Source organism: Streptomyces sp. NPDC048248 (genome assembly GCF_043201875.1).
Lineage (GTDB): Bacteria > Actinomycetota > Actinomycetes > Streptomycetales > Streptomycetaceae > Streptomyces.
The window spans coordinates 76,424-97,897 of the sequence record NZ_JBICZL010000003.1 but is presented as its reverse complement, the minus strand read 5'-3'; the positions used below and the strand labels follow the sequence as shown (position 1 = coordinate 97,897).

26 protein-coding genes are annotated in these 21,474 nt (G+C 70.1%); 17 read left to right on the top strand and 9 right to left on the bottom strand.

The window, feature by feature from the left end:
* The first annotated feature begins 6 nt into the window (after window positions 1-6).
* Window positions 7-588 (top strand): TetR family transcriptional regulator, encoded by a 582-nt coding sequence (locus ACGFZW_RS06510; protein ID WP_393891915.1) that lies wholly within the window; start codon window positions 7-9, stop codon window positions 586-588.
* Window positions 589-1,637: 1,049 nt separating this feature from the next.
* On the opposite strand, the gene ACGFZW_RS06505 is transcribed toward ACGFZW_RS06510, so the two are convergent.
* Window positions 1,638-3,020: a glycine--tRNA ligase gene (locus ACGFZW_RS06505; protein ID WP_393891914.1), complete on the bottom strand. Its 1,383-nt coding sequence runs from the start codon at window positions 3,018-3,020 to the stop codon at window positions 1,638-1,640.
* A gap of 233 nt (window positions 3,021-3,253) precedes the next feature.
* Here ACGFZW_RS06505 and ACGFZW_RS06500 point away from each other — a divergent pair, with 233 nt between their 5' ends.
* The 7 genes from ACGFZW_RS06500 to ACGFZW_RS06470 all read left to right on the top strand — a co-directional run bounded on the left by ACGFZW_RS06500 (window position 3,254) and on the right by ACGFZW_RS06470 (window position 8,879).
* Window positions 3,254-4,213, top strand: coding sequence for a metal ABC transporter substrate-binding protein (locus ACGFZW_RS06500; protein WP_393891913.1), 960 nt, complete (start codon window positions 3,254-3,256; stop codon window positions 4,211-4,213).
* A 68-nt stretch (window positions 4,214-4,281) separates the two neighbouring features.
* Window positions 4,282-5,049, top strand: a complete 768-nt coding sequence (locus tag ACGFZW_RS06495) for a metal ABC transporter ATP-binding protein (protein WP_393892354.1) — start codon at window positions 4,282-4,284, stop codon at window positions 5,047-5,049.
* A complete protein-coding gene (locus ACGFZW_RS06490) occupies window positions 5,049-5,942 on the top strand; it encodes a metal ABC transporter permease (RefSeq protein ID WP_393891912.1) in 894 nt (297 codons plus the stop codon). Before ACGFZW_RS06495 ends, ACGFZW_RS06490 begins: the two co-directional genes overlap by 1 nt.
* Window positions 5,943-6,121: 179 nt before the next feature.
* On the top strand, window positions 6,122-6,544 hold the full coding sequence (locus tag ACGFZW_RS06485; RefSeq protein ID WP_393891911.1) for a Fur family transcriptional regulator: 423 nt from the start codon (window positions 6,122-6,124) through the stop codon (window positions 6,542-6,544).
* Between the two features lie 215 nt (window positions 6,545-6,759).
* The gene (locus ACGFZW_RS06480; protein ID WP_393891910.1) at window positions 6,760-7,116 is read left to right on the top strand and encodes a WXG100 family type VII secretion target; all 357 of its coding nucleotides are present in this window, start codon (window positions 6,760-6,762) and stop codon (window positions 7,114-7,116) included.
* Window positions 7,117-7,252: 136 nt separating this feature from the next.
* Window positions 7,253-8,272, top strand: coding sequence for a hypothetical protein (locus ACGFZW_RS06475; protein ID WP_393891909.1), 1,020 nt, complete (start codon window positions 7,253-7,255; stop codon window positions 8,270-8,272).
* A gap of 37 nt (window positions 8,273-8,309) precedes the next feature.
* Window positions 8,310-8,879: a hypothetical protein gene (locus ACGFZW_RS06470; protein ID WP_393891908.1), complete on the top strand. Its 570-nt coding sequence runs from the start codon at window positions 8,310-8,312 to the stop codon at window positions 8,877-8,879.
* Between the two features lie 46 nt (window positions 8,880-8,925).
* Here the strand turns inward: ACGFZW_RS06470 and ACGFZW_RS06465 are convergent, their stop codons facing one another.
* The 6 genes from ACGFZW_RS06465 to ACGFZW_RS06440 form a co-directional block, all read right to left on the bottom strand.
* Window positions 8,926-9,741, bottom strand: a complete 816-nt coding sequence (locus ACGFZW_RS06465) for an isoprenyl transferase (protein WP_393891907.1) — start codon at window positions 9,739-9,741, stop codon at window positions 8,926-8,928.
* A gap of 76 nt (window positions 9,742-9,817) precedes the next feature.
* Window positions 9,818-10,564: a DNA repair protein RecO gene (recO, locus tag ACGFZW_RS06460; protein WP_393891906.1), complete on the bottom strand. Its 747-nt coding sequence runs from the start codon at window positions 10,562-10,564 to the stop codon at window positions 9,818-9,820.
* A gap of 74 nt (window positions 10,565-10,638) precedes the next feature.
* Entirely contained in the window at window positions 10,639-11,382 is a 744-nt protein-coding gene (locus ACGFZW_RS06455) for a hypothetical protein (RefSeq protein WP_393891905.1), read from the bottom strand.
* Window positions 11,379-12,338, bottom strand: coding sequence for an ABC transporter ATP-binding protein (locus ACGFZW_RS06450; protein ID WP_393891904.1), 960 nt, complete (start codon window positions 12,336-12,338; stop codon window positions 11,379-11,381). The genes ACGFZW_RS06455 and ACGFZW_RS06450 overlap by 4 nt, the downstream gene beginning before the upstream one ends.
* A 7-nt stretch (window positions 12,339-12,345) precedes the next feature.
* Window positions 12,346-12,600, bottom strand: coding sequence for a hypothetical protein (locus ACGFZW_RS06445; protein WP_393891903.1), 255 nt, complete (start codon window positions 12,598-12,600; stop codon window positions 12,346-12,348).
* A 70-nt stretch (window positions 12,601-12,670) separates the two neighbouring features.
* The gene (locus ACGFZW_RS06440) at window positions 12,671-13,108 is read right to left on the bottom strand and encodes a hypothetical protein (RefSeq protein WP_393891902.1); all 438 of its coding nucleotides are present in this window, start codon (window positions 13,106-13,108) and stop codon (window positions 12,671-12,673) included.
* A 407-nt stretch (window positions 13,109-13,515) separates the two neighbouring features.
* Here ACGFZW_RS06440 and ACGFZW_RS06435 point away from each other — a divergent pair, with 407 nt between their 5' ends.
* On the top strand, window positions 13,516-14,160 hold the full coding sequence (locus ACGFZW_RS06435) for a LuxR C-terminal-related transcriptional regulator (protein ID WP_393891901.1): 645 nt from the start codon (window positions 13,516-13,518) through the stop codon (window positions 14,158-14,160).
* Between the two features lie 2 nt (window positions 14,161-14,162).
* On the opposite strand, the gene ACGFZW_RS06430 is transcribed toward ACGFZW_RS06435, so the two are convergent.
* Entirely contained in the window at window positions 14,163-14,381 is a 219-nt protein-coding gene (locus ACGFZW_RS06430) for a hypothetical protein (RefSeq protein WP_393891900.1), read from the bottom strand.
* 2 nt (window positions 14,382-14,383) lie between these two features.
* Window positions 14,384-14,578, bottom strand: coding sequence for a hypothetical protein (locus ACGFZW_RS06425; protein ID WP_393892353.1), 195 nt, complete (start codon window positions 14,576-14,578; stop codon window positions 14,384-14,386).
* Window positions 14,579-14,696: 118 nt separating this feature from the next.
* Between ACGFZW_RS06425 and ACGFZW_RS06420 the strand changes: the two genes are divergently transcribed.
* From ACGFZW_RS06420 to ACGFZW_RS06385, 8 genes are all read left to right on the top strand, one after another.
* The gene (locus ACGFZW_RS06420; protein ID WP_393891899.1) at window positions 14,697-15,530 is read left to right on the top strand and encodes a helix-turn-helix domain-containing protein; all 834 of its coding nucleotides are present in this window, start codon (window positions 14,697-14,699) and stop codon (window positions 15,528-15,530) included.
* Window positions 15,512-15,802 (top strand): DUF397 domain-containing protein, encoded by a 291-nt coding sequence (locus ACGFZW_RS06415; protein WP_393891898.1) that lies wholly within the window; start codon window positions 15,512-15,514, stop codon window positions 15,800-15,802. The genes ACGFZW_RS06420 and ACGFZW_RS06415 overlap by 19 nt, the downstream gene beginning before the upstream one ends.
* Window positions 15,803-16,025: 223 nt before the next feature.
* Entirely contained in the window at window positions 16,026-17,501 is a 1,476-nt protein-coding gene (locus tag ACGFZW_RS06410; RefSeq protein ID WP_393891897.1) for an ATP-binding protein, read from the top strand.
* A complete protein-coding gene (locus tag ACGFZW_RS06405; RefSeq protein WP_393891896.1) occupies window positions 17,498-17,926 on the top strand; it encodes a roadblock/LC7 domain-containing protein in 429 nt (142 codons plus the stop codon). The genes ACGFZW_RS06410 and ACGFZW_RS06405 overlap by 4 nt, the downstream gene beginning before the upstream one ends.
* Entirely contained in the window at window positions 17,923-18,282 is a 360-nt protein-coding gene (locus tag ACGFZW_RS06400; protein WP_393891895.1) for a DUF742 domain-containing protein, read from the top strand. Before ACGFZW_RS06405 ends, ACGFZW_RS06400 begins: the two co-directional genes overlap by 4 nt.
* Window positions 18,257-18,865, top strand: a complete 609-nt coding sequence (locus ACGFZW_RS06395) for an ATP/GTP-binding protein (RefSeq protein ID WP_393891894.1) — start codon at window positions 18,257-18,259, stop codon at window positions 18,863-18,865. Before ACGFZW_RS06400 ends, ACGFZW_RS06395 begins: the two co-directional genes overlap by 26 nt.
* Window positions 18,862-20,277 carry a cytochrome P450 gene (locus ACGFZW_RS06390; protein ID WP_393891893.1) on the top strand — a complete coding sequence of 472 codons (1,416 nt, stop codon included), beginning with the start codon at window positions 18,862-18,864 and terminating at the stop codon, window positions 20,275-20,277. The genes ACGFZW_RS06395 and ACGFZW_RS06390 overlap by 4 nt, the downstream gene beginning before the upstream one ends.
* Window positions 20,202-21,428 (top strand): cytochrome P450, encoded by a 1,227-nt coding sequence (locus ACGFZW_RS06385; RefSeq protein ID WP_393891892.1) that lies wholly within the window; start codon window positions 20,202-20,204, stop codon window positions 21,426-21,428. The genes ACGFZW_RS06390 and ACGFZW_RS06385 overlap by 76 nt, the downstream gene beginning before the upstream one ends.
* Window positions 21,429-21,474 lie beyond the last annotated feature (46 nt).

Here is a 21,474-nt window from a genome sequence, read left to right as displayed (position 1 = left end):
CGCCCCATGCCCCCCGAGACGTTGACCCCCGAGCGCATCCTCGAAGCCACCGAGGAGGTGCTGCGGCGCTACGGCCCGGCGAAGGCCACGGTCGTCGATGTCGCGCGTGCCCTGGGCGTCAGCCACGGCAGCGTCTACCGCCACTTCCGTACGAAGGCGGCGCTGCGGGAAGCGGTCACCGAGCGTTGGCTGGACCGTACGAGCCAGGAGCTGACGAGCATCGTCACCGAGGAGGGCCCGGCCGCCGACCGCCTGGACCGCTGGCTCACCGCCCTCTTCGAAGCCAAGCGCCACAAGGCGGGTGACGACCCCGAGCTCTTCGCCACCTACATGACGCTCGTCGGGGAGAGCGGCGGCGCGGTCGACCGCCACATCACCGACCTCGAATCCCAGCTCACCACCATCATCGAAGCGGGTGTCACCGAGGGCACCTTCGACACCACCTCGCCGGCCACCACCGCTCGCGCGGTCTTCGACGCCACCGGCCGCTTCCACGACCCCTGCTACGCCGCGGAGTGGTCCCGCCCGGACATCGCCACCGACTTCGACGCCGTCCGCAGCCTGGTGCTGCGCGGCCTCCGCGCCTGAACGAACGACGGCTACGGCCTGCACGCGGTAACAGACGGGCCGCCTGCGTGCCTGGACGGGCAAGCAGCCTGGGCGCCTGGAACGGACAGTCGCCTGCTGCCCTGATCAGACAGGAGCTGCGGTCTGCATGTCGTAACGCACGGCAGCTGCGGTCTACGCGCCGCGCGGACGGATGCTGCGGCCTGGCGCGCGGTAACGGGCTGGCGGCCTGCGGGTGTTACCGGACAAAGAGCTTGGCGATGCTGCCTGCGCGCCTGAACGGACCGCGGCTGCGGCCTGGCGCGCGGTAACGAACAGGTGGGCTGCGGGTGTTGCCGGACAAGCGGTGTTCGCGTGCCTGCTCGCCCAAGTAGACAGCGGCTGCGGCCTGGTCGCCTTTCGCGCAGCAGCTGCGGTCTGCGGGCCTGAGACGGACAGCGGCCTGCCGGCCTGGTCGGACAGCGGCTGCGAGCGGTCACGGATAGGCGGTCTGCGCGCGTTACCGGACAGGCGGTTTGCTCGCCCGCGCGCAGAGGCTGCGGTCTGGGGGCCACCACGCGCAGCAGCTGCGATCTGCGCGCCGTGCGGACGGTGGCTGCCACCTGGGACGCCGTAGCGAGCAGGCGGCCTGTGCGCGTGGGCAGGCGAGCCGTCGGCGCGCCTGGACGGGGCGAGCGGCCAGCGCGTCTGGACGGGCGAGCAGCCGGCGTGTCTGGACGGGCGAGCGCCGCGCCTGGACGGGCGAGCGGCCGGCGCGCCTGGGCGGGTGAGCGCCGCGCCTGGGCGGGCGAGCGGCCGGCGTGCCTGAACAACCGAATGACCGAATGACCGACTGGCCGGATGACCGAACGACGACAGCGGGGCGGAGGGGCGGGGGGCGGGGCCCGGGGGGGGGAAGCCAACCACCGGCATCGCCCCCTCAACACCCATTCCACCCCTCCCCCGTCCCCCACCCCTCCCCCACGCAAAAGCGCCGGTCAGGCCGGAGTTTCTCCGTGGCCTGACCGGCGCTTGAGGTCAGCGGGCGGGGCGCGTCGCGGGGAGTCCGCGGGCGCGCGGCCCGTGTGGGCTCAGCAGCCCGGCAGTCGCGCACCCAGGTACGCCTGGATCTGGTCCAGGCTGACCCGCTCCTGCTTCATGGTGTCGCGCTCGCGCACCGTGACGGCGTTGTCGTCGAGGGTGTCGAAGTCGACGGTGACGCAGAACGGCGTGCCGATCTCGTCCTGGCGGCGGTAGCGACGGCCGATGGCGCCCGCGTCGTCGAACTCGATGTTCCAGTTCTTGCGCAGGTCCGCCGCGAGGCCCTTGGCCTTCGGGGAGAGCTGCGGGTTGCGGGACAGCGGCAGGACCGCGACCTTGACCGGCGCCAGGCGCGGGTCGAGACGCATGACCGTGCGCTTCTCCATCTTGCCCTTGGCGTTGGGCGCCTCGTCCTCGATGTACGCGTCGAGCAGGAAGGCGAGCATCGCCCGGCCGACACCGGCCGCGGGCTCGATGACGTACGGAGTCCAGCGCTCGCCGGCCTCCTGGTCGAAGTAGGAGAGGTCCTGGCCGGACGCCTTGGAGTGCGAGGACAGGTCGTAGTCGGTGCGGTTGGCCACACCTTCCAGCTCGCCCCACTCGGAGCCGCCGAACTGGAAGCGGTACTCGATGTCAGCGGTGCGCTTGGAGTAGTGCGACAGCTTCTCGGCGGGGTGCTCGAACCACCGGATGTTCTCCTCGCGGAGGCCCAGGTCGGTGTACCAGTTCCACCGCTGCTGCATCCAGTATTCCTGCCACTCCTCGTCCTCGCCCGGCTTGACGAAGAACTCCATCTCCATCTGCTCGAACTCACGGGTCCGGAAGATGAAGTTGCCCGGAGTGATCTCGTTCCGGAAGGACTTGCCCATCTGCGCGATGCCGAACGGCGGCTTCTTGCGCGAAGTCTGCTGCACCTGGGCGAAGTTGGTGAAAATGCCCTGCGCGGTCTCGGGGCGCAGGTAGGCGACCGAGGCGGTGTCCTGGGACGGGCCGAGGTGGGTGGAGAGCAGACCGGAGAACTGCTTGGGCTCGGTGAAGCCGCCCTTGTTGCCGCAGTGCGGGCAGTTGATGTCGGCCATGCCGTTCTCGGGCAGCTTGCCGTGCTTCGCCTCGTACGCCTCTTCCAGGTGGTCCGCGCGGAACCGCTTGTGGCAGGAGGTGCACTCGGTGAGGGGGTCGGTGAAGGTGGCCACGTGGCCGGACGCCTGCCACACCTCGGGGGCCAGGATCACGGACGAGTCGATACCGACGACGTCTTCGCGCGAGGTGACCATGGAGCGCCACCACTGGCGCTTGATGTTCTCCTTGAGCTCGACGCCGAGGGGCCCGTAATCCCAGGCAGCGCGGGAGCCGCCGTAGATCTCACTGGAGGGGTAGACGAAGCCACGGCGCTTGCTCAGGCTGACGATGGTATCGATCTTGTCGGCGGCCACGGTGCTCTCTTCATTAACGACGACGAACGATGGATGGGGCGGCGCCCAGCGCCACGATGCGGGGTGGTGGTCGGTAGGCGGATGAGCGAATAGCTCAGGGTACCGGCGGCCGTACCCCCCGGATCAAATCGGTTCCGGGCTGATCGTCGACGGGCCTCCCTTCAGTGTGCGACCCCGTGTGCGCCCGACCGCTTTGTTGACAACCGTTTCCAACTTTGTTGAAAATGACTGTCATGAACGTACGCCGTCGCATATCCACCGCAGCCATAGCCGGCACCTCGGTGCTCGGACTGCTGGCCCTCTCCGCCTGCTCCACCTCCGACGCCGGTGGCAGCAACGGCAAGCTGCAGGTGACGGCGTCCTTCTACCCCATGCAGTACCTCGCCGAGGAGATCGGCGGGAAGCGCGTCGAGGTCTCCAACCTCACCGAGCCGGGCGTCGAGCCGCACGACCTGGAGCTCAGCCCGAAGCAGACCGCGCAGCTCGGCGAATCCGACGCGGTCGTCTACCTCAAGGGCCTGCAGCCCGCCGTGGACGACGCCATCCAGCAGTCCGGCGTCCAGAACGTCGCCGACGCGGCCTCTCTGACCGGCCTCGAAAAGCACGGCACCGAGGTCGACGGGCACGACCACGCCACCGGCGACAACCACTCGCACTCCGAGTCAGAGGGCGGCAGCGACCCGCACATCTGGCTCGACCCGGTGAAGTACGCCGAGGTCGCGAAGGGTGTGAACAAGACCCTCGCCAAGGCCGACCCGGACCACAGGGCCGAGTACCAGAAGAACACCGATGCCCTGGTCAAGAAGCTGGACGGGCTGAACACGGAGTTCGAGGACGGCCTGAAGAACCGGCCCTCCCGGACCTTCATCACCACTCACGCGGCCTTCGGCTACCTCGCCGAGCGCTACGGCCTGACCGAGGAGGCGATCAGCGGGCTCGACCCCGAGTCCGAGCCCAGCGCCAACCGCGTCAAGGAACTCCACACCCTCGCCAAGAAGCACCATGTCTCCACGGTCTTCTTCGAGACGATCGCCAACCCGGCGACCGCCAAGTCGCTGGCCGGTGACCTGGGCCTGAAGACCGACGTCCTGGACCCGCTCGAAGGGATCACGGACAAGTCCCGCGGCAAGGACTACATCAGCGTCATGCAGGCCAATCTCGCCGCCCTCCAGAAGGCACTCGGCAACAAGTGACAGAGCGAGCGCAGCGCGTGACGGAGCGCACCGCGCGGCAGACGACCCACCACGTGACGGAGGTCACCATGGAAGAGCCGGTCATCGACCTGCGGGGAGCCGCCGCGGCGCTGGGCGGGCGTCCCGTGCTGCGCGGTATCGATCTCACCGTCCGCACCGGCGAGGTCGTCGCGCTGCTCGGCGCGAACGGTTCGGGCAAGTCCACGGCGGTGCGCTCGGTGATAGGCCAGGTGCCGCTCACCGGCGGCGAACTGTCGCTGTTCGGTACGCCTTTCCGGCGCTTCAGGCAGTGGGCCCGCATCGGCTACGTCCCGCAGCGCACCACCGCCTCCAGCGGTGTGCCGGCCACCGTCCGCGAGGTCGTGGTGGCCGGGCGGCTGGCCCGTACGAAGCTCGGGATACTGCGCAAGGGCGACCGGGAGGCGGTGCACCGTGCTCTGGAGCTGGTGGGCATGGCCGACCGCGCCAAGGACTCCGTCAACGCGCTCTCCGGCGGCCAGCATCAGCGGGTGCTGATCGCCCGCGCGCTGGCCGGCGACCCGGAACTGCTGATCATGGACGAGCCGATGGCCGGCGTCGACCTGGCCAGCCAGGAGGTGCTGGCCGGCGCCCTGCGCGAGCAGGTGGCGGCCGGCGCCACGGTGCTGCTCGTGCTGCATGAACTGGGTCCGCTGGAGCCGCTGATCGACCGCGCGGTGGTCCTGCGGGACGGCTGCGTCGTGCACGACGGTCCGCCGCCCGCGGCCGTGGGCCAGCACGCGCTGCCCGGCCATGACCATGTCCACCCGCACGCCGATGTGGCCGCGGAACCGATCCGGACGGGGCTGCTGACCTGATGGAAATCCTCAACTACGCCTTCATGCAGCGGGCGCTGATCGCCGCACTGATCGTCGGCGTCACCGCTCCGGCCATCGGCATCTATCTCGTCCAGCGCCGGCAGGCCCTGATGGGCGACGGAATCGGCCATGTCGCCCTCACCGGCGTCGGCCTCGGTTTCCTGCTGAACACCAGCCCGGTCTGGGTCGCCACCGCCGTCGCGGTGCTCGGCTCGGTCGTGATGGAGCTGATCCGCTGGTACGGCAAGACCCGCGGTGACCTCGCGCTGGCCATGCTGTTCTACGGCGGTATGGCGGGCGGTGTGATGCTGATGAACCTCTCCGACGCCGGCTCCAACGCCAACCTCGGTACGTATCTGTTCGGCTCGATCACCACCGTCTCGCCGCAGGACATGACGACGATCTACGTCCTGGCCGCCCTGGTGCTGGTGATCACTGTGGGGCTGCGCAGGCAGCTGTTCGCGGTGTGCCAGGACGAGGAGTTCGCCCGGGTGACGGGCCTGCCGGTGCGGCTGCTGAATCTGCTGGTCGCCGTCACCGCCGCGGTGACCGTCACGGTCGCCATGCGCGTCGTGGGTCTGCTGCTGGTCAGCGCGCTGATGGTGATCCCGGTCGCGGCCGCCCAGCAGCTCAGCCGCAGCTTCGCGATGACCTTCGCGGTGGCCATCGGCATCGGCGTCGCGGTCACCGTCACCGGCACCGCGACCTCGTACTACGTGGACGTGCCGTCCGGCGCGACCATCGTGCTCTTCGCCATCGGCCTCTTCGTGCTCTTCACGGGTCTCGCTGCGCCACTTGCGAAAAAACGTGCCAGGGCCTCGGCGGCGGCGGCTGAGAGGTGCACTCTGGAGGTACCCGGGAAGGGCACCCCTGCGGACGACGTCAACGTGTGACCACCGCGGGGCCGGCCGCGGCATGCGGACGAGGGGCGCGACACGCAGACGGAGGGAGGCGTAAGCGTCCCACCAGGGGTCCGGTCATCACCTGGCACAATGGCCGGACTCGTCCGCGCCCCACGGCGCGGGAGGGGCCCCGCCAGCGGGGGAATACCTGACGTCCTAGGGAGGCAACGGTGGCGACGAGCGCGGGATCTCCGGTACGCGGCCGGTCGACGCGGCAGCGGACCGCTGTCTCGGCCGCACTCGACGAGGTGGATGAGTTCCGCAGCGCGCAGGAGCTCCACGACATGCTCAAGCACCGGGGTGACTCGGTCGGCCTGACCACCGTCTACCGGACGCTGCAATCCCTTGCCGACGCCGGCGAGGTCGATGTGCTGCGGACCAGCGACGGCGAGGCCGTCTACCGCAGGTGCAGCACCGATGATCACCACCACCACCTGGTGTGCCGGGCCTGCGGCAAGGCCGTCGAGGTGGAGGGTCCGGCGGTCGAGAAGTGGGCCGACCAGATCGCCGCCGAGCACGGCTTCCGTGACGTCGGCCACACCATCGAGATCTTCGGCACCTGCGGCGACTGCGCAGCACAGCAGGCGCAGTAGCGACAGAGGCCGCGGAGCGCGCGGCAGCACAGCGGTAGGGCCGCCTCCTCGGAGGCGGCCCTTTCGCACGTTCGGGGGTTGCCCATCGACGCCGCGCCCCGCTCACCAGGCAATATCTGGGTCAAGCCCACCTTTGCGAAGCATCTGGCAGGTACACGCTACTGCTAGATTAATGGATCATCAGTGCGGATTTTCGCGCACAAACGGGGGTAGGAATGGGCGTTCTCGGGGAGCTCTGGGACGACGGCAAGAAGCTCGTCGGCGATGTGGTCGAGGTCGGCAAGGACGTCATGATGGCGCCCGCCGAGATCGCGCACTGGGTGCTGACCCAGATGTTCGGCGGTGGCGAGGCGGATCTGCAGAAGATCGCGGCCGAACTGGCGAAACTGAGCAAGGAGCTGGACGGATTGACCGGTGAGGTCAACGCCGCCCTGGGCAACCTCACCTGGCACGGCCCGTCCTCCGACGCCTTCGTCCGCGTCGCACACGGCCGCGTCAAGGAGATGAACAAGATCTCCGACGATCTGTCCACACTGGGCCAGGCGGTCACCCGGCTGTCGCAGGTCTACTGACGGACCCTGACGACCCGTCAGTTCTTCTCGGCTCCACCCATCGGGCCGCGCCCATGGCGCCCGGAGCCACGGAGCGCGACGTTCCGCACACGCCGGGTTCTTCCTGGTTCACCACGACATCACGGGGGTTGTACGGATGGCAGGCGACACGTTCGGCGTCGAGATGGGCGAACTCGACAAGATCGAGAAGGACTGGCGGTCGGTCAGCCGGCGCATGCTGGAGCTGAACCAGCGGCTGGGAGAGATCAGGGAAACGCTGATCACGGCTGCGGGTATCGACCTCGCGACGGCTCCGCTCGCGCAGCTCCCGGGCTTCGGCATCGCCTACCAGGTGCTCGCGGACGTGAAGGAGATCGCCGAGGTGAGCCGGCGCCTCGAAGCGAGCAAGTCGAAGCTGCTCGAGGAGCTGGCGGGGGACGCGGAGAAGATCAAGCGGGTCAAGGCCGAGTACGAGGCGAACGAAAAGAAGATCGAAGATGAGCTGAAGAAGATCAAGGACCGGAAGCGGCACGACGCGCCCACGTCGCCTCACACCGGCTCGCACGGTGCCGGCTCCGGAGCAGGAGGCGGCGGCGGTGGCGGCGGTGGCAGCACCGGCGGTGGCGGCACCGGGCAGGCTCCCGCCGAGGGCCACGGCGACGGCAAGTGGGAGACGAAGGGCGACTGGGACGCCTGGTCGCCGGGCAAGCACCACACCACCACCGGTGCGGGCGTCGAGACCGCTCCCGACACCTCCGGACTCCCCTCGGAGCGCAAGGCCATCATCGACCGGGCCATGGAGCGGGTGGAGCACCGGATCGGCTACAGCCAGTCGGCCACCACCAACGGCTACCGGGACGACTGCTCAGGCTTCGTCTCCGCCGCCTGGGGTCTGGAGCCGCCGGGGCTGAACACGTACGGACTCATGGGCAACGACACGGCCCACGTGATCACCAAGGACGATCTGCAGCCGGGGGACGCCCTGATCGCCGGCGACCACACCGTCATCTTCGGCGGCTGGGCCGACGACTCGCACACCAAGTACGTAGCCCTGGAGGACAACGGCTCCCAGGGAACCGTCTCGCACGTCATCCCGTACCCGTACTACTCAGGTGACGCCGCACACGAGAGGTCGATCGGCAAGCCGTACGTGCCCTACCGCCGCAACGGCCTCTAGGACACGACCCAGTCCGCACACGAGAGAGAACATCTCCATGTTCAACCGCCGCCTGCTCGCCGCAGCCGTCCTCGCCGGAGCACTGGCCACGCTCACCTCCTGCAAGGGTGCGGCCCCGGCCGCCTCCCCGGAGGAAACGGCAGCCACCTCCGCCGCCGCGTCACCGACGTCCGCGCCATCCGATTCGCCGAGCCCCTCGGCGTCGGCCTCGCCGGTGAAGGACCTGCCGATCGATCCCGAGCCGACCTCGGACTGCACACCCCGCAAGCTCGCCGCGGGCCACCGGATGGTGCGGATCACGGGCGCGCCCTCCGGCGGCGTGCTGGCCGTCAAGGAGGCCGAGTTCGCCTGTGACCCCAACGGGGGCGGTTACGCGGGGACGGGGAAGGCCGCCCGCTACCGGCTGGCCGCCGGCGCCACGGGCGACTTGGCCACCGGTCCGGTCGACCACCGCACGGTGCCCCTGGCCCAGCTGACCGAGCACCTCACCGCCTGTCTGCGGCACGAGAGCGTCAAGGCACCTTGGGCCTGTAGCGGGGACATCTATGAGATCACCGTGAATGCCTCCGGCGACGTCACACACCTCAGCGAGGTCTGGCACCCCTGAAGTCCGCGGCCCGGCTCCCGCACTCCGGAAGCCGGGCCGCGCCGTCCTACTTCGCCGACCCGTCCTCCTCCGGGGCCGCCCCGAATCGGCGGTCGCGACGGGCGTATTCGTGGCAGGCGTCCCACAGGTTCCGCCGGTCGAAGTCCGGCCACAGAATGTCCTGGAAGACCATCTCGGCGTAAGCGCTCTGCCAGATCAGGTAGTTCGACGTCCGCTGCTCACCGGACGGCCGGACGAAGAGATCCACGTCCGGCATGTCCGGGTAGTACATGTACTTCGCGACGGTCTTCTCGTTGACCTTCGACGGGTCGAGCTTGCCGGCCCGCACATCCGCCGCGATCGCCGCCGCCGCGTCCGCGATCTCCGCGCGGCCGCCGTAGTTGACGCAGAAGTACAGCGTCATGGCGTCGTTGTCCTTGGTCTGCTCCTGGGCGACCTGGAGTTCCTGCACGACGGACTTCCACAGCTTGGGCATCCGCCCGACCCAGCGGATCCGGATCCCCAGCGCGTCCATCTCGTCGCGGCGGCGGCGGATGACATCGCGGTTGAAGTTCATCAGGAAGCGCACCTCGTCCGGTGAGCGCTTCCAGTTCTCGGTGGAGAACGCGTACAGCGAGAGGTTCTTCACGCCCATCTCGATGCAGCCCTTGAGGACGTCCATGACGACGCCCTCACCGACCTTGTGGCCCTCGGTACGCGGCAGCCCGCGCTCCTTCGCCCACCGGCCGTTGCCGTCCATGACGACGGCCACGTGGTTCGGAATGAGCTCGCCGGGGATCTTCGGCGGCCGCGCACCGGAAGGGTGCGGTTCGGGCGTCTCGTACTCGCGTCGATTACGGCCCAGAATCCCGCGTCGTGCCATGCGGCCCACGTCTCCCATGTCTCGTATGCCTCGTTGAGGGCTGTCTCGGTTTCGGCTGTTTCGCTACGTGGCCGCGCTATTTCTCCACGTACCGGAGGGAGCGCAGACCCCGCTCCAGGTGCCAGTGCAGATACGCCGCGACGAGGCCGCTGCCCTCCCGGACATGCCGCGCCTCGCAGGCGTCCGCCGTCTCCCAGTCGCCGGTGAGCAGCGCGCCCAGGAGGCCGATGGCCTCAGAGGAGGGTACGACGCTCCCCGGCACCCGGCAGTCGCCGCATACGACGCCGCCCGCCGCCACCGAGAAGAACCGGTTGGGACCGGGCAGCCCGCACTTCGCACAGGTGTCGAAACTGGGTGCGTAGCCGTTGACGGCGAGGGAACGCAGCAGGAAGGCGTCCAGCACCAGATGCGGTTCGTGCTCGCCGCGTGCGAGCGTCCGCAGCCCGCCGACCAGCAGCAGATACTGCTGTACGGCGGGCTCGCCCTCGTGGTCGGTGAACCGCTCGGCGGTCTCCAGCATCGCGGTGCCGGCCGTGTAGCGGGCGTAGTCCGTCACGATGCCGCCGCCGTACGCGGCGATCGTCTCACTCTGCGTGCACAGCGGCAGCCCGCGGCCGATGAGCTCGCCGCCGCGCGCGAAGAACTGCACATCGACGTGCGAGAACGGCTCCAGGCGCGCCCCGAACTTCGATTTCGTCCGCCGCACCCCGCGGGCCACGGCACGGACCCGTCCGTGGCCACGGGTGAGCAGCGTGATGATCCGGTCCGCCTCACCCAGCTTCTGGGTGCGCAGCACGATGCCGTCGTCGCGGAACAGACTCATGGGAGTCATTGTCCCGCATCGGCGACCGGCCCCGACCGGCCGTCCCCGCCGCGGCCGCCGTCAGCCCGCTTCGCTCACCTCTCGCGGCGGCCCTGGACGGCGACGGCCGCGGCAAGGGCCGCACAGGCGAGGGCGGCGGCGTACAGGCCCGCCGCGTAGGGCCCCGCCGGGAAGCGCACGGTTCCGGGCTGCCCCAGGAAGTCGGCCAGCGCCGTGAACGGCAGCCAGGCGGCCGCCTCGGCCTTCAGCAGCCAGCTGAGCAGCGCACCGACCAGGGACTCGGCGGCGAGGATCCACACCAGCAGGACGGTGACGGTCAGGCCGCCGCTCCTGAGCAGCACACCGGCGGCGACGCCGAAGAGCGCGCAGACCGCGTAGGCGGCCGGCACGGCGGCGAGCTGTCGCAGTTCGACAGCGGTGTCCGGGACGAGGTCGGCGCCCGCGCCCTGGGTGAGTGCCGCGACGGCCAGTCCGCCCAGGGCGAGTACGGCCCCCGCCACGCACGCCAGGGCGGCCAGGACCGCGGCCTTCGCGCACAGCAGCCGCCGCCAGGACGGCACGGCGAGGTAGGAAGCCCAGATCGTGCCGGTGGCGAACTCCTGGGTCGCCGCGCGGGCGGCGAGGACGGTGATCAGGATCTGACCGAAGGCGGGTCCGGTCATCGCCTCGGCGATTCCCGGCCGCGCGCCCTCGTCGGCCATCAGCCTGCCCAGCGCGCTGAAGACCAGCGAGACGGCCACGGTGGCCCCCAGGAACCACCAGGTGGACGCGAGCGAGCGCAGTTTGGCCGTTTCGGCCCGCGCGAGCGCCAGGCTCATCGGACTGCTCCTTCGGACGTCACGGGTGGCTGCGGCAGGGGCGTACCGGCGCCCCGGAATTCGACGGATTCCCCGGTCAGCCGCAAGAAGGCGTCCTCCAGGGTCGCCCGGCGCGGCGTGAGTTCGTAGAGCACCAGGCCCTCCTGCGCGGCGGCCCGTCCGATGTCCTCGCAGCCCATCCCGTGGACGAGGAAGGAGTCGCCGGGTGTGCCCGCCGCGTCGGTGACCGTGCCGCCGGACCGGGCGACGAGGGCGCGCAGCCGTTCCGGCTCCGGTGTCCGCACCAGGCTCCGGTCCACCGCGCCGCCCACGGTCAGCTCGGCCACGGAGCGCTGGGCCAGCAGTCGCCCCTGCCCGATCATGACCAACTCATCGGCCGTCAGCGCCATTTCGGCGAGCAGATGGCTGGAGACGAGGACCGTGCGGCCTTCGGCCGCCAACGCGCGGATCGTCGTCCGCATCCAGGCGATGCCCTCGGGGTCCAGCCCGTTGACGGGTTCGTCGAGGATCAGCAGACGCGGATCGCCGAGCAGGGCGGCGGCCAGTCCGAGGCGCTGGGCCATGCCGAGCGAGTACGTTCCGACGCGCCGTGCGGCCACCGAGGCCAGGCCCACGGCCGCCAGTACCTCGTCGACCCGGGAGAGGGGGATCCGGTGGGTGTGCGCGAGCCAGGTGAGGTGGGCGCGGGCCGACCGCTTGGGGTGCGCCCAGCCGGCCTCCAGCAAGGCGCCGGCGACGCGCAGGGGTTCGGGGTGTGCGTGATACGGCCTGCCGTCGATCAGCGCCCGCCCGGAGTCGGGCCGGGTGAGGCCCAGGAGCATCCGCAGGGTGGTGGTCTTGCCCGAGCCGTTCGGCCCGAGGAATCCGGTGACGGCACCCGGGCGCACGGTGAACGACAGGTCGTCCACGACGCGCTTGCCGCCGTACGACTTCGTGAGCCCCACGACTTCGATCATCGCGCGGTCACCCGTGGTTCAGCCAGAACAGGCCGCCCAGGACCAGCAGCAGTCCGAAGCCGACGACGGCGCCGATGCCGGGCGCACGGCGCCGGGCCGCGCACCAGCCGAGCATGCCCAGCGCCGGCAGCCAGCCCGCGCCGTAGACGAGCCAGCCGGCCGGCCCCTGGCCCGCCTTGAACAGCACCCACGCAACCATCACGAAGAGCACCGGCGAGGCCCATATGTTCCGCTCGATGACGACTGCCCGCTGTTGCGACATTGACTTCCCATCACGATGCGGCCTCCTCCTCACGGGAGAAGGAGGCCGCGGGTGGCGAACGCGAAATTTCCTAGAAGTGGTTGACGAGGTAGCTGATGACCTCATCGAGAATGTATGCGGGCGCGGCCTTGATCGCCCACTTCAGCGGGTTGAAGTTGGAGAGCCCGTTCACCCAGGACTTGAAGGAGTTGCGGCCCTTCTTCGCCGCCGCGATGGCCTTCTTGCCGTACTTGCTCTTGGCTATCTTCTCCGCGAGCTTCTTCGCCGCGGAGCTGATGCCGCGCGCCTGCACGCCCGCCTTGACGTCGGCGGCCGCGGCCGCCGAGGCGGGAGCGGACTGCGAGGCGGGAGCGGTGTGCGAGACGGCGGCCGGGGCGCGGTCGACGGTCCGTACGGCAGCGGTCGCCGCGTGCGGCGCGGCGGTGGCGGCCGACGCGGCGGGGGCGCCGACGCCGATCAGCGCACCGGTGATGAGGGTGGCGGCGAGCAGACGCTGGCCTCTGGTCATAGGGTTCCTCCGTGGATGAATAAGCGCCGCGTCATGGGGTAGTTCGCGGCAGACACGGCCCACACGTGTCCACGGACAGCGGTCTCGTCTCGTTAGCGGCGGGACGAGGCCGCGCTGGGCGTCCACAGCGGGCCGAAAACGATCTTGGCATCGCGGGGCAGAGCCCACCATCCGCCAACAGACCCCCTCCCAATGGGGGATGACGCCCCGAATCCCGGGACGCCGCCACCGGATCGCGGACCGTTCCCCTCTCCGCAATCTCCGCCCGTGAGCGCCCTCACACCCTTTGCTCTCGATGTCCGCATTGCATAATCTTTACCCGCCCTGCCCCGCGGACCGGCTGACCACCGGCCCGCCGACCGGGCCTTCGACCACTGACTTCACTTGGCACAACGGGGGATCGACCCATGACCAGAGTCATGTTCGCGATGGACGACTCACCTGAGAGATCCCGGCTCTACGGCCGGTTCACCGAGGCGCACGGAGTCACCGTCGTCGCCATGTGCGGCATACGCGAAGCGCTCGGCCAACTGGAGACCCACCGCCCCGAAGTGGTGCTCGCCGGAGCCCCCGGCGCGCGCCGCTCCCCCGGCTGGACGGAGTCCGGGCGGCGCCTCGCGGACCGGGTGCCGCTCGGCGTCTTCACCGACGACCCGGTCACCGAGACCACCGCCCAGGCCCGCAGTGCGGGCGCCTCCGGCTTCCTGGATTTCGCGATGAGCGGCGGCGAACTCGGCCTGGCCGCCCGGCTGCTGGCCTCCGGGCATGTCGTGGTGGCGCCGCGCGCCCGGAAGGCCACTGACGTACCCGAGGTGGCCCGCGCGACGACGACCGTGCCGGCTCACCCGCACCCGAGCGACCGGCCGGACACCTCGCCCCGGCTCTCACCCCGCGAACGGGAGGTGCTGCGGCTCATGACGGCCGGGCTCACGAACGTACGCATCGCCGAGACGCTGCACCTGAGTCCGACCACCGTCAAGACGCATGTCAGCACCATCCTCCGCAAGCTGGGCGTCACCAATCGCGTCCAGGCCGTCATGCGGCAGCACTGACCTCAGACCGCCTCCCCTCTGCTGCGGGCGTTCAGGTACGCGGTGGCCGCGCTCAGCCGTTCCGTCACTGTCGCCGGGCGGGCGGCCCCTGTGGCGCAGTCCCACTTCCCACCGCCCCCGATCGGCAGCAGCCGGAGGCGGTCGCCGTCGGCCGCCACGACCTTGCCGACCCGCGCCCTGAGGGTGTCCATGACGAACGAGCCGAGCGGGGGGCGGTTCACGCTCACCGCTCCCCCAGTGCGGCGGTCAGCCGCTGCGCGACCGCGATCGTGCACCGTCCCAATTCCACGAGCGGGAGCATGTACTCATTCGCGCACGAGACGGGGTCGGGGCGCAGCGAAGGCAGCACGATGCCTTCGCGTTCCAGGGCTTCACGCAATTCCTTGGTTGCACTTTCCACTGCCTTGATCCGCTGCATCACCGGTCACACTTTCCGTGAGGATTCCTACCGTTCGCATTCAGAGCGTGACGGCACGGAACTAGGCTGCGCAACGAGGTCGGCACTACAACTGTGGGGCAGGACAAGGGGGTCAGCCATGGCCAATGGTCAACGGCAGGCGGCGTGGGAGTTTTTCGGCTCGGAACTCAAGCGGCGACGGGAGGACGCGGGCTTGACCCAGGACGCCTTAGGCCGCCGGGTATTCGTATCCGGCGGTTATATCGGCCAGTTCGAGCAGGCGATTCGTAAGCCGCAGATAGACGTGGCCATGCGCATCGATGAGGTGCTGCAAACCGATGGTTTTTTCGAGCGGATGTGTCGCGAGCTGATCAATGACAAGCGTTACGCGGACTACTTTGCCGCGGTCGCCGAGCTGGAAGGCATGGCGACCAAGATCTGTGACTACGCGCCGACAGTCATGCCAGGCCTCCTGCAAACAGCTGACTACGCCCGCGCTGTCACACGTGCAACCAACCCGTTCGCCAGTTTCGACTACGTCGAGGAGAAGGTCACCGCCCGAATGGACCGCGCACACCTCCTGAGGGGCGCCAAGAGGCCGGCGTTCTGGGTGATCCTGCACGAGCCGGTGCTGCGCATCCCCGTCGGCGGGCCTTTGGGCATGGCGGAGCAGTTGGAGCAGGTCGTGTCCCTCACGCGAGAATGCACGGTGCTCGTGCAGGTTCTTCCGGACTCAGCTGGGGCTCACGCCGCCATGGCCGGGATGATGCGACTCATGGAGTTCGATGACGCACCTCCGACCGTCTATACAGAGTCGGTGTTTTCCGGCAACTTGCTTGACGATCCGGCGCTGGTGAAGCGGGCACAGGACGCCTACGATCTGCTCAGGGCCGCCGCGCTGTCGCCGGAGGCGTCCCTGGCCCTGATCGAGTCGGCGGCGGAGGACTACAGGCGATGCGCAAGTACGACCTGAGCACTGCCCGGTGGCGCAAGAGCGGCTACAGCAACGGCGACGGCGGCGAATGCATCGAGGTTGCCTACGACTTTCCAGGCGCTGCCCGCTGGCGCAAGAGCAGTCACAGCAGCGCCGCCTCCGACAACTGCATCGAGGTCGTCGACGACCTCCCCGGTGTCGTCCCCGTCCGGGACAGCAAGGATCCGCTCGGTCCCGTGCTGGTCGTGCCGGCCGCCGGGTGGACCGCCTTCGTCGAAGGCGTCAAAGGCGGATCGCTGCGGGCGACCTGACTTCGCCTCACCTGATCATCGGCCCTGCCACCCCCTGGTTGGCAGGGCCACATCACGTTATCGTCCGGTCATCGGGGGCGGAAGGTGACCTTCCGTACTTCTCCGTCGCCCCGGCCAACTGGCCCTCACGGGACGTCAACTCCCCGGTAGCATCCGGTGATGATCGGCAACACGACGCCGTGACGGCCGGCCGACCCAGTCAGTACCCCACACGAGGATCTCGATGACATCCATACCGGAGGCGCTGTTGTGGTGCCTCAGCACAGGTACGGCCGCCGCCGTGGTCCTGGCGGCGTTCTCGGTCCGCGCATGGAAGCAGCGCGTCGACCTGAGAGCGCGCCTGACCTCCGCTGAGGAACAGCACAGCGCCACGCTCCACAGCAACACGGAGTTGTCGGCCCGGCTTCGGGCCACCGAGGCCGAGATCCGGCATCTGGCCGGGGCTCGTATCCCCGACCTCACGATGGCCCTCGCCCACCCGCACGTGCCCGTACGCGGCATGCTGGACTCCCGCTTCGCCGGGTCGGAGACCGACCACGCGCTGAGCGCGGTGCTGGACCAGATCAGCGAGGCGGTCACCTCGGAGCGGCAGCGCGTCGACGCCGCCGCCCAGTCCACCCTGCGGGGCGCGACCACCACCATCCAGGCGCTGCTCTACCAGCTTCAGACGGCGCTCCAGGACATGCAGCACCGCTACGACGACCCCAACGTCGCCCAGGACCTGCTGACCGCGGACTTCCTCAACGAGCAGGCGCTGCGCCGCGTCCAGGCCACCGGTGTGGTCTGCGGCGCCTGGCCCGGACTGACCCGCGAGGACTCCTACCTCGCCGAGCTGGTCGTCGGCGCCACCTCCCGGCTGCGCGGCTACGAGCGCGTGCAGGTCAGCAACCAGCTGCGCGACCCGGTCGCCGTCGTCGCCCGCGCCGTCGAGCCGATCGCGATCACCGTCACCGAGCTGCTGGCCAACGCGCTGCACCACTCGCACCAGGAACTGCCCGTCATCGTCACCCTTCAGCAGGGCAACCGCGGCGCCTCCGTCATCATCGACGACTACGGAGTCGGCATGCATGACGACGAGATCAAGCGCGCGACGGAGCTGCTGTCCGGCGAGGACGACGTGCTGCTGACCCAGCTCGGTGACCCGCCGCGGTCCGGTTTCGCGGCCGCCGGCCAGTTGGTGCGCCAGTACGGCTACGGCGTGCACGTCGAGTCGTCCCCGTACGGCGGTGTGCGCGCGGTCGTCTACATCCCGGGGGACCCCCTCCTCACCGTCCTCGACGAGAGCGCCCAACCCATGTCTGTCATGGCTCCGCTGCCGCGCCGTGCCGGCGTGCCGGACCGTTCCTCCAGCATGCTCCCGACCGGAGCGGCGCCCACCACTTCGGCGCCCGCCCCCACGGCGGACGCGGCCCGTGGTGCGGCTCCTGCCCGGCACCGGTCCCAGGCCCCCGAGCCCGAGCCCGCGCCCGCCGAGGCGCCGCCCGCAGAGCCCGCCGCCGAGGGCGAACTGCCGCGCCGGCGCCGCCGTCAGCCGGCGTCGGAACTCGACCGCGGTGCCCCGCGCACCGAACCGAACCCGCCGCGCTCCCCGGAAGAGACCGCCTCCCGCTGGGCCGCGCTCCAGCAAGGCACCGAATCCGGCCGGGCCGCAGCGCAGCCTGACCCCCCTCGCAGTCCTGAAGGGAACGCACACTCATGAACAGCCCCACCCGCCGCCGTGTCACCGAGGACAAGACCTGGGTGCTGGCACCCCTCTTGGAGCTGCCGCATGTTATCCACGCAGCCGTCATCTCCGGCGACGGCTTCATCGAGGGCTGCTCGCCCGGTCTGCAGCGCGACTCCGCCGAGGGTGTCGCCGCGATGATGTCCGCCCTCCAGGGCGCGGGCCGGGCCGTCACCGCGGCGTTCGCCGGCCGGGACGACGCCAAGCTGCGGCAGACCGTCATCGAGTCCGACGAGGGCTTCGTCTTCGCCATCCCGGCAGGCGAGAACACCTGCCTGGCCGTTTTCTGCGCACCGGAGGTGAACATGGGCGTCGTCGCGCACCACATGCAGATCCAGGTGACCACGCTGGGCAAGAAGGTCATGAGCAGCCCGGCTCGGGATATAGGCAGCCCGGCATGACCCCGCGCCAGAGCAACAGGCGCCTCGTACCGGCCTATCTGGCGACCGGCGGACGCGCCCGCCCCAGCCGCAACACGTTGGACCGGCTCTCCCTGCTGCACAGCTCGGGGATGCCGGTCACCAGTGATGTACGACCGGAAGAGCACCGGATCCTGGAGCTGCTCCAGCCCGGCGCGCTGTCTCTGGCCGAGGTCGCAGCCCACCTTCACCTGCCCGTCAGCGTGGTGAAGGTGCTGGTGGCCGACCTTGTCGATGCCGGCCGTCTGCACGCCCGTGTCCCCATTCCCGAAGCCGAGCAATTCGACCGGCAGATCCTGGAGAGGGTTCTCGATGGACTCCGCTCTCTCAAGTCCTGACACCGGCAACATGTACCTCTCCGGTGCCGACCAGACGCTCGTCAAGCTTCTGGTCGCCGGGCCGTTCGGAGTCGGCAAGACCACGCTCATCCGTGCGCTCTCCGAAACCCCGCCGCTGCACACCGAAGAAGTCATGACGCAGACCGGCGCGGTCGTCGACGACCTCGCCGGTGTCCGGGACAAGACCACCACCACCGTCGCCATCGACTTCGGGCGGCTCACCCTCCCCGGGGACCTGGTGCTCTACCTGTTCGGCACCCCCGGGCAGAAGCGCTTCAGGCCCCTGTGGGAGGACATCGCCCGCGGCGCGCTGGGCGCCCTCGTCCTCGCCGACACCCGCCGGCTGGCGGACTCCTTCGAGGTGATGGACATCGTCGAGGAGGCCGGTCTGCGCTACGCCGTCGCCGTCAACACCTTCCCCGACGCGCCGCAGTACGACGTCGAAAAGCTCCGCGACGCCCTCGACCTGCACCCCGAGACGCCGCTCGTGCTGTGCGACGCCCGCGACCGGGAGCAGTCCGTCGACGCGCTGATCGCGCTCGTCGGCCATGTCCTGGCCCACACGCCCGAGGAGAACCCGTGACCTCCCCGCACCAGCCGGGCGCCACCCCGCCCCCCGGCTGCCCGGCCCAGGCCGTGCCCCAGCCGCCCCCGGGCTGCCCGGCGGGCGCCGTGCCGCCTGCCCCCGCCGGCCACTCCCCGGCCCAGCCCGACGCCTCCGCGCCGGTGAAGCTGTACGGCCCGGACTTCGCCGCCGACCCGCACCGCTTCTACCGGCACCTGCGGCAGTTCGGCGCGCTGGCGCCTGTCGAGATCGCCCCCGACGTGACCGCGTTGCTTGTCACCGACTACCGGGCCGCGCTTGACCTGCTGCACGACGACACCACCTGGTCCAAGGACTCCCGCGCCTGGATGCAGACCGTCCCGGCCGATTCGCCGATCATGCCGATGCTGGGCTGGCGCCCCAACGTCTTCTTCAGCGACGGTGCGGCGCACGAGCGCTACCGCGAGGTCATCACCGACGGCTTCCGCCTCGTCGAGCCGCACGAGCTGCGCGCCCGCGTCCACCACGCCGCGGACACCCTGATCCGGCGCTTCGGCGCGGAGGGCCGGGTCGACCTGATCGCCGACTACGCCCGGCTGATCCCGCTGCTGATGTTCAACAACCTCTTCGGGATGCCCGACTCCTACAGCGATCAGCTCATCGCGGCCCTCTCCGGGATGCTGGAAGGCAACTCCCCCGAGGAGGCCGCTGCCGCCAACGCCGCGTACGAGAGCTACATCATGGAGCTCGTCGGCTCCAAGAAGGCCAAGCGCGGCAAGGACCTCACCTCGTGGTTCATGGACCACCCCAACGGGCTGTCCGACGAGGAACTGATCCACAACATCATCCTGACGATGGGCGCGGGCAACGAACCGCTCGCCAACCTCATCGGCAACGCGCTCGCCCGGATGCTCTCCGACGACCGTTACTACAACACCCTCTCCGGCGGCGCGCTCACCGCGCACGACGCCATCAACGAGGTGCTGTGGAACGACCCGCCGCTGGGGAACTACTCGGCGCACTTCCCCGTCCGGGACGTCTTCTTCCACGGCACGTGGGTGCGCGCGGGGCAGCTGGTGATGGTGTCCTACGCCGCCGCCAACAGCCAGTTCGGCGTCGCGCCCCTGGAGCGGACCCGCTCGGGCAGCGGCTCGCACCTGTCCTGGTCCGCGGGTCCGCACGGATGCCCGGTCCAGCGCGACGCCCTGCTGATCGCCACCACGGCCATCGAGCGGCTCACCGCCTGGCTCTCCGACATCGAACTCGCCGTGGACCGCGATGAGTTGGTGTGGCGCAACGGCGCCTTCCACCGAGCACTCGCGGCGCTCCCCGCCCGCTTCTCCCCCATCACTCCCGACCAGGCAGGAGCCACGCCATGGGACAGCAGCCCGTCGTCATCGACCCCGTCGGAGCGGACATCCACGGAGAGGCAGCCCGCCTCCGCGCGCTAGGTCCCGCGGCGCTCGTCGAGCTGCCCGGCGGCATCGCGGCCTGGTCCGTCACCAGCCACGGCCTGCTCAAGCAGCTGCTGACCGACCCCCGCGTCTCCAAGAACCCCCGGGAGCACTGGCCCGAGTGGCAGCGCGAGGAGGTCCGGGGCAGCTGGCTGCAGTCCTGGATCGGCGTGACCAACATGTTCACCGCGTACGGCGCCGACCACCGCCGGCTGCGCAAGCTGATCGCCCCCGCGTTCACCGCGCGGCGCACCGACGCGATGCTCCCGTGCGTCGAGCGCGTCACGTCCGGCCTGCTCGACGACCTCGCGGCGGTGCCCGCCGGGGGCGTCGTCGACCTGCGCGAGACGTTCTCCCACCCGCTGCCGATGCAGGTCATCTGCGAGCTGTTCGGCGTTCCCGAGGGCGAGCAGCGGGCCGAGTTGGCCGGCCTGGTCCAGGCCATCATGGACACCACTGCCACGCCCGAGCAGGCGGCCGCCACCGGCGCGGCCGTGCACACGCTGCTCAGCGGGCTGGTCGCCACCAAGCGCGAGGAGCCCGCCGAGGACCTCACCAGCCTGCTGGTGTCGGCGCGGGACGACGACGGTCAGCGGATGACCGAGCAGGAGCTGCTGGACACCCTCCTGCTGGTGATCGGCGCCGGCCACGAGACCACCGTCGACCTGCTCGGCAACGCCGTGCACGCGCTGCTGACACACCCCGACCAGCTCAAGATGGTCCTCTCCGGCGCGTCGTCCTGGAACGACGTCATCGAGGAGACCCTGCGCTGGGCGCCCAGCATCGCCGCGCTCCCGCTCCGCTTCGCCGTCGAGGACATCGACATCCCGGACGGCCCCACCATCCGCAAGGGCGAGGCGATCCTGCCCGCCTACGCGGCCGCCGGCCGGGACCCGGAGCAGCACGGCGAGAGCGCGTCCCACTTCGACATCCAGCGGCAGGCCACCGAGCACCTCGCCTTCGGTCACGGCGTGCACCACTGCCTGGGCGCCCCGCTGGCCCGGATGGAGGCCCGGATCGCGCTGCCCGCGCTGTTCGCCCGCTTCCCCGACCTCGAACTCGCCGTCCCCGCCGAGGAACTGGAGCCCTCCGGCGGCTTCATCTCCGGTGGTCTGCGCAGCCTCCCGATCCGGCTGACCCCTGCCTGAATCGACCCGGCCTCGACGCCGCGACCCCGCCACCGTCTCGGTGGCG

What these genes read in the sequence shown, in the direction of transcription:
- ACGFZW_RS06510 (WP_393891915.1), top strand. Translation starts at nt 7, where the DNA reads ATGCCCCCCGAGACGTTGACCCCCGAGCGCATCCTCGAAGCCACCGAG.
- ACGFZW_RS06500 (WP_393891913.1), top strand. Translation starts at nt 3,254, where the DNA reads ATGAACGTACGCCGTCGCATATCCACCGCAGCCATAGCCGGCACCTCG.
- ACGFZW_RS06495 (WP_393892354.1), top strand. Translation starts at nt 4,282, where the DNA reads ATGGAAGAGCCGGTCATCGACCTGCGGGGAGCCGCCGCGGCGCTGGGC.
- ACGFZW_RS06490 (WP_393891912.1), top strand. Translation starts at nt 5,049, where the DNA reads ATGGAAATCCTCAACTACGCCTTCATGCAGCGGGCGCTGATCGCCGCA.
- ACGFZW_RS06480 (WP_393891910.1), top strand. Translation starts at nt 6,760, where the DNA reads ATGGGCGTTCTCGGGGAGCTCTGGGACGACGGCAAGAAGCTCGTCGGC.
- ACGFZW_RS06475 (WP_393891909.1), top strand. Translation starts at nt 7,253, where the DNA reads ATGGCAGGCGACACGTTCGGCGTCGAGATGGGCGAACTCGACAAGATC.
- ACGFZW_RS06470 (WP_393891908.1), top strand. Translation starts at nt 8,310, where the DNA reads ATGTTCAACCGCCGCCTGCTCGCCGCAGCCGTCCTCGCCGGAGCACTG.
- ACGFZW_RS06465 (WP_393891907.1), bottom strand. Translation starts at nt 9,741, where the DNA reads ATGGCACGACGCGGGATTCTGGGCCGTAATCGACGCGAGTACGAGACG.
- recO (WP_393891906.1), bottom strand. Translation starts at nt 10,564, where the DNA reads ATGAGTCTGTTCCGCGACGACGGCATCGTGCTGCGCACCCAGAAGCTG.
- ACGFZW_RS06455 (WP_393891905.1), bottom strand. Translation starts at nt 11,382, where the DNA reads ATGAGCCTGGCGCTCGCGCGGGCCGAAACGGCCAAACTGCGCTCGCTC.
- ACGFZW_RS06450 (WP_393891904.1), bottom strand. Translation starts at nt 12,338, where the DNA reads ATGATCGAAGTCGTGGGGCTCACGAAGTCGTACGGCGGCAAGCGCGTC.
- ACGFZW_RS06445 (WP_393891903.1), bottom strand. Translation starts at nt 12,600, where the DNA reads ATGTCGCAACAGCGGGCAGTCGTCATCGAGCGGAACATATGGGCCTCG.
- ACGFZW_RS06440 (WP_393891902.1), bottom strand. Translation starts at nt 13,108, where the DNA reads ATGACCAGAGGCCAGCGTCTGCTCGCCGCCACCCTCATCACCGGTGCG.
- ACGFZW_RS06435 (WP_393891901.1), top strand. Translation starts at nt 13,516, where the DNA reads ATGACCAGAGTCATGTTCGCGATGGACGACTCACCTGAGAGATCCCGG.
- ACGFZW_RS06425 (WP_393892353.1), bottom strand. Translation starts at nt 14,578, where the DNA reads ATGCAGCGGATCAAGGCAGTGGAAAGTGCAACCAAGGAATTGCGTGAA.
- ACGFZW_RS06420 (WP_393891899.1), top strand. Translation starts at nt 14,697, where the DNA reads ATGGCCAATGGTCAACGGCAGGCGGCGTGGGAGTTTTTCGGCTCGGAA.
- ACGFZW_RS06415 (WP_393891898.1), top strand. Translation starts at nt 15,512, where the DNA reads ATGCGCAAGTACGACCTGAGCACTGCCCGGTGGCGCAAGAGCGGCTAC.
- ACGFZW_RS06410 (WP_393891897.1), top strand. Translation starts at nt 16,026, where the DNA reads ATGACATCCATACCGGAGGCGCTGTTGTGGTGCCTCAGCACAGGTACG.
- ACGFZW_RS06405 (WP_393891896.1), top strand. Translation starts at nt 17,498, where the DNA reads ATGAACAGCCCCACCCGCCGCCGTGTCACCGAGGACAAGACCTGGGTG.
- ACGFZW_RS06400 (WP_393891895.1), top strand. Translation starts at nt 17,923, where the DNA reads ATGACCCCGCGCCAGAGCAACAGGCGCCTCGTACCGGCCTATCTGGCG.
- ACGFZW_RS06395 (WP_393891894.1), top strand. Translation starts at nt 18,257, where the DNA reads ATGGACTCCGCTCTCTCAAGTCCTGACACCGGCAACATGTACCTCTCC.
- ACGFZW_RS06385 (WP_393891892.1), top strand. Translation starts at nt 20,202, where the DNA reads ATGGGACAGCAGCCCGTCGTCATCGACCCCGTCGGAGCGGACATCCAC.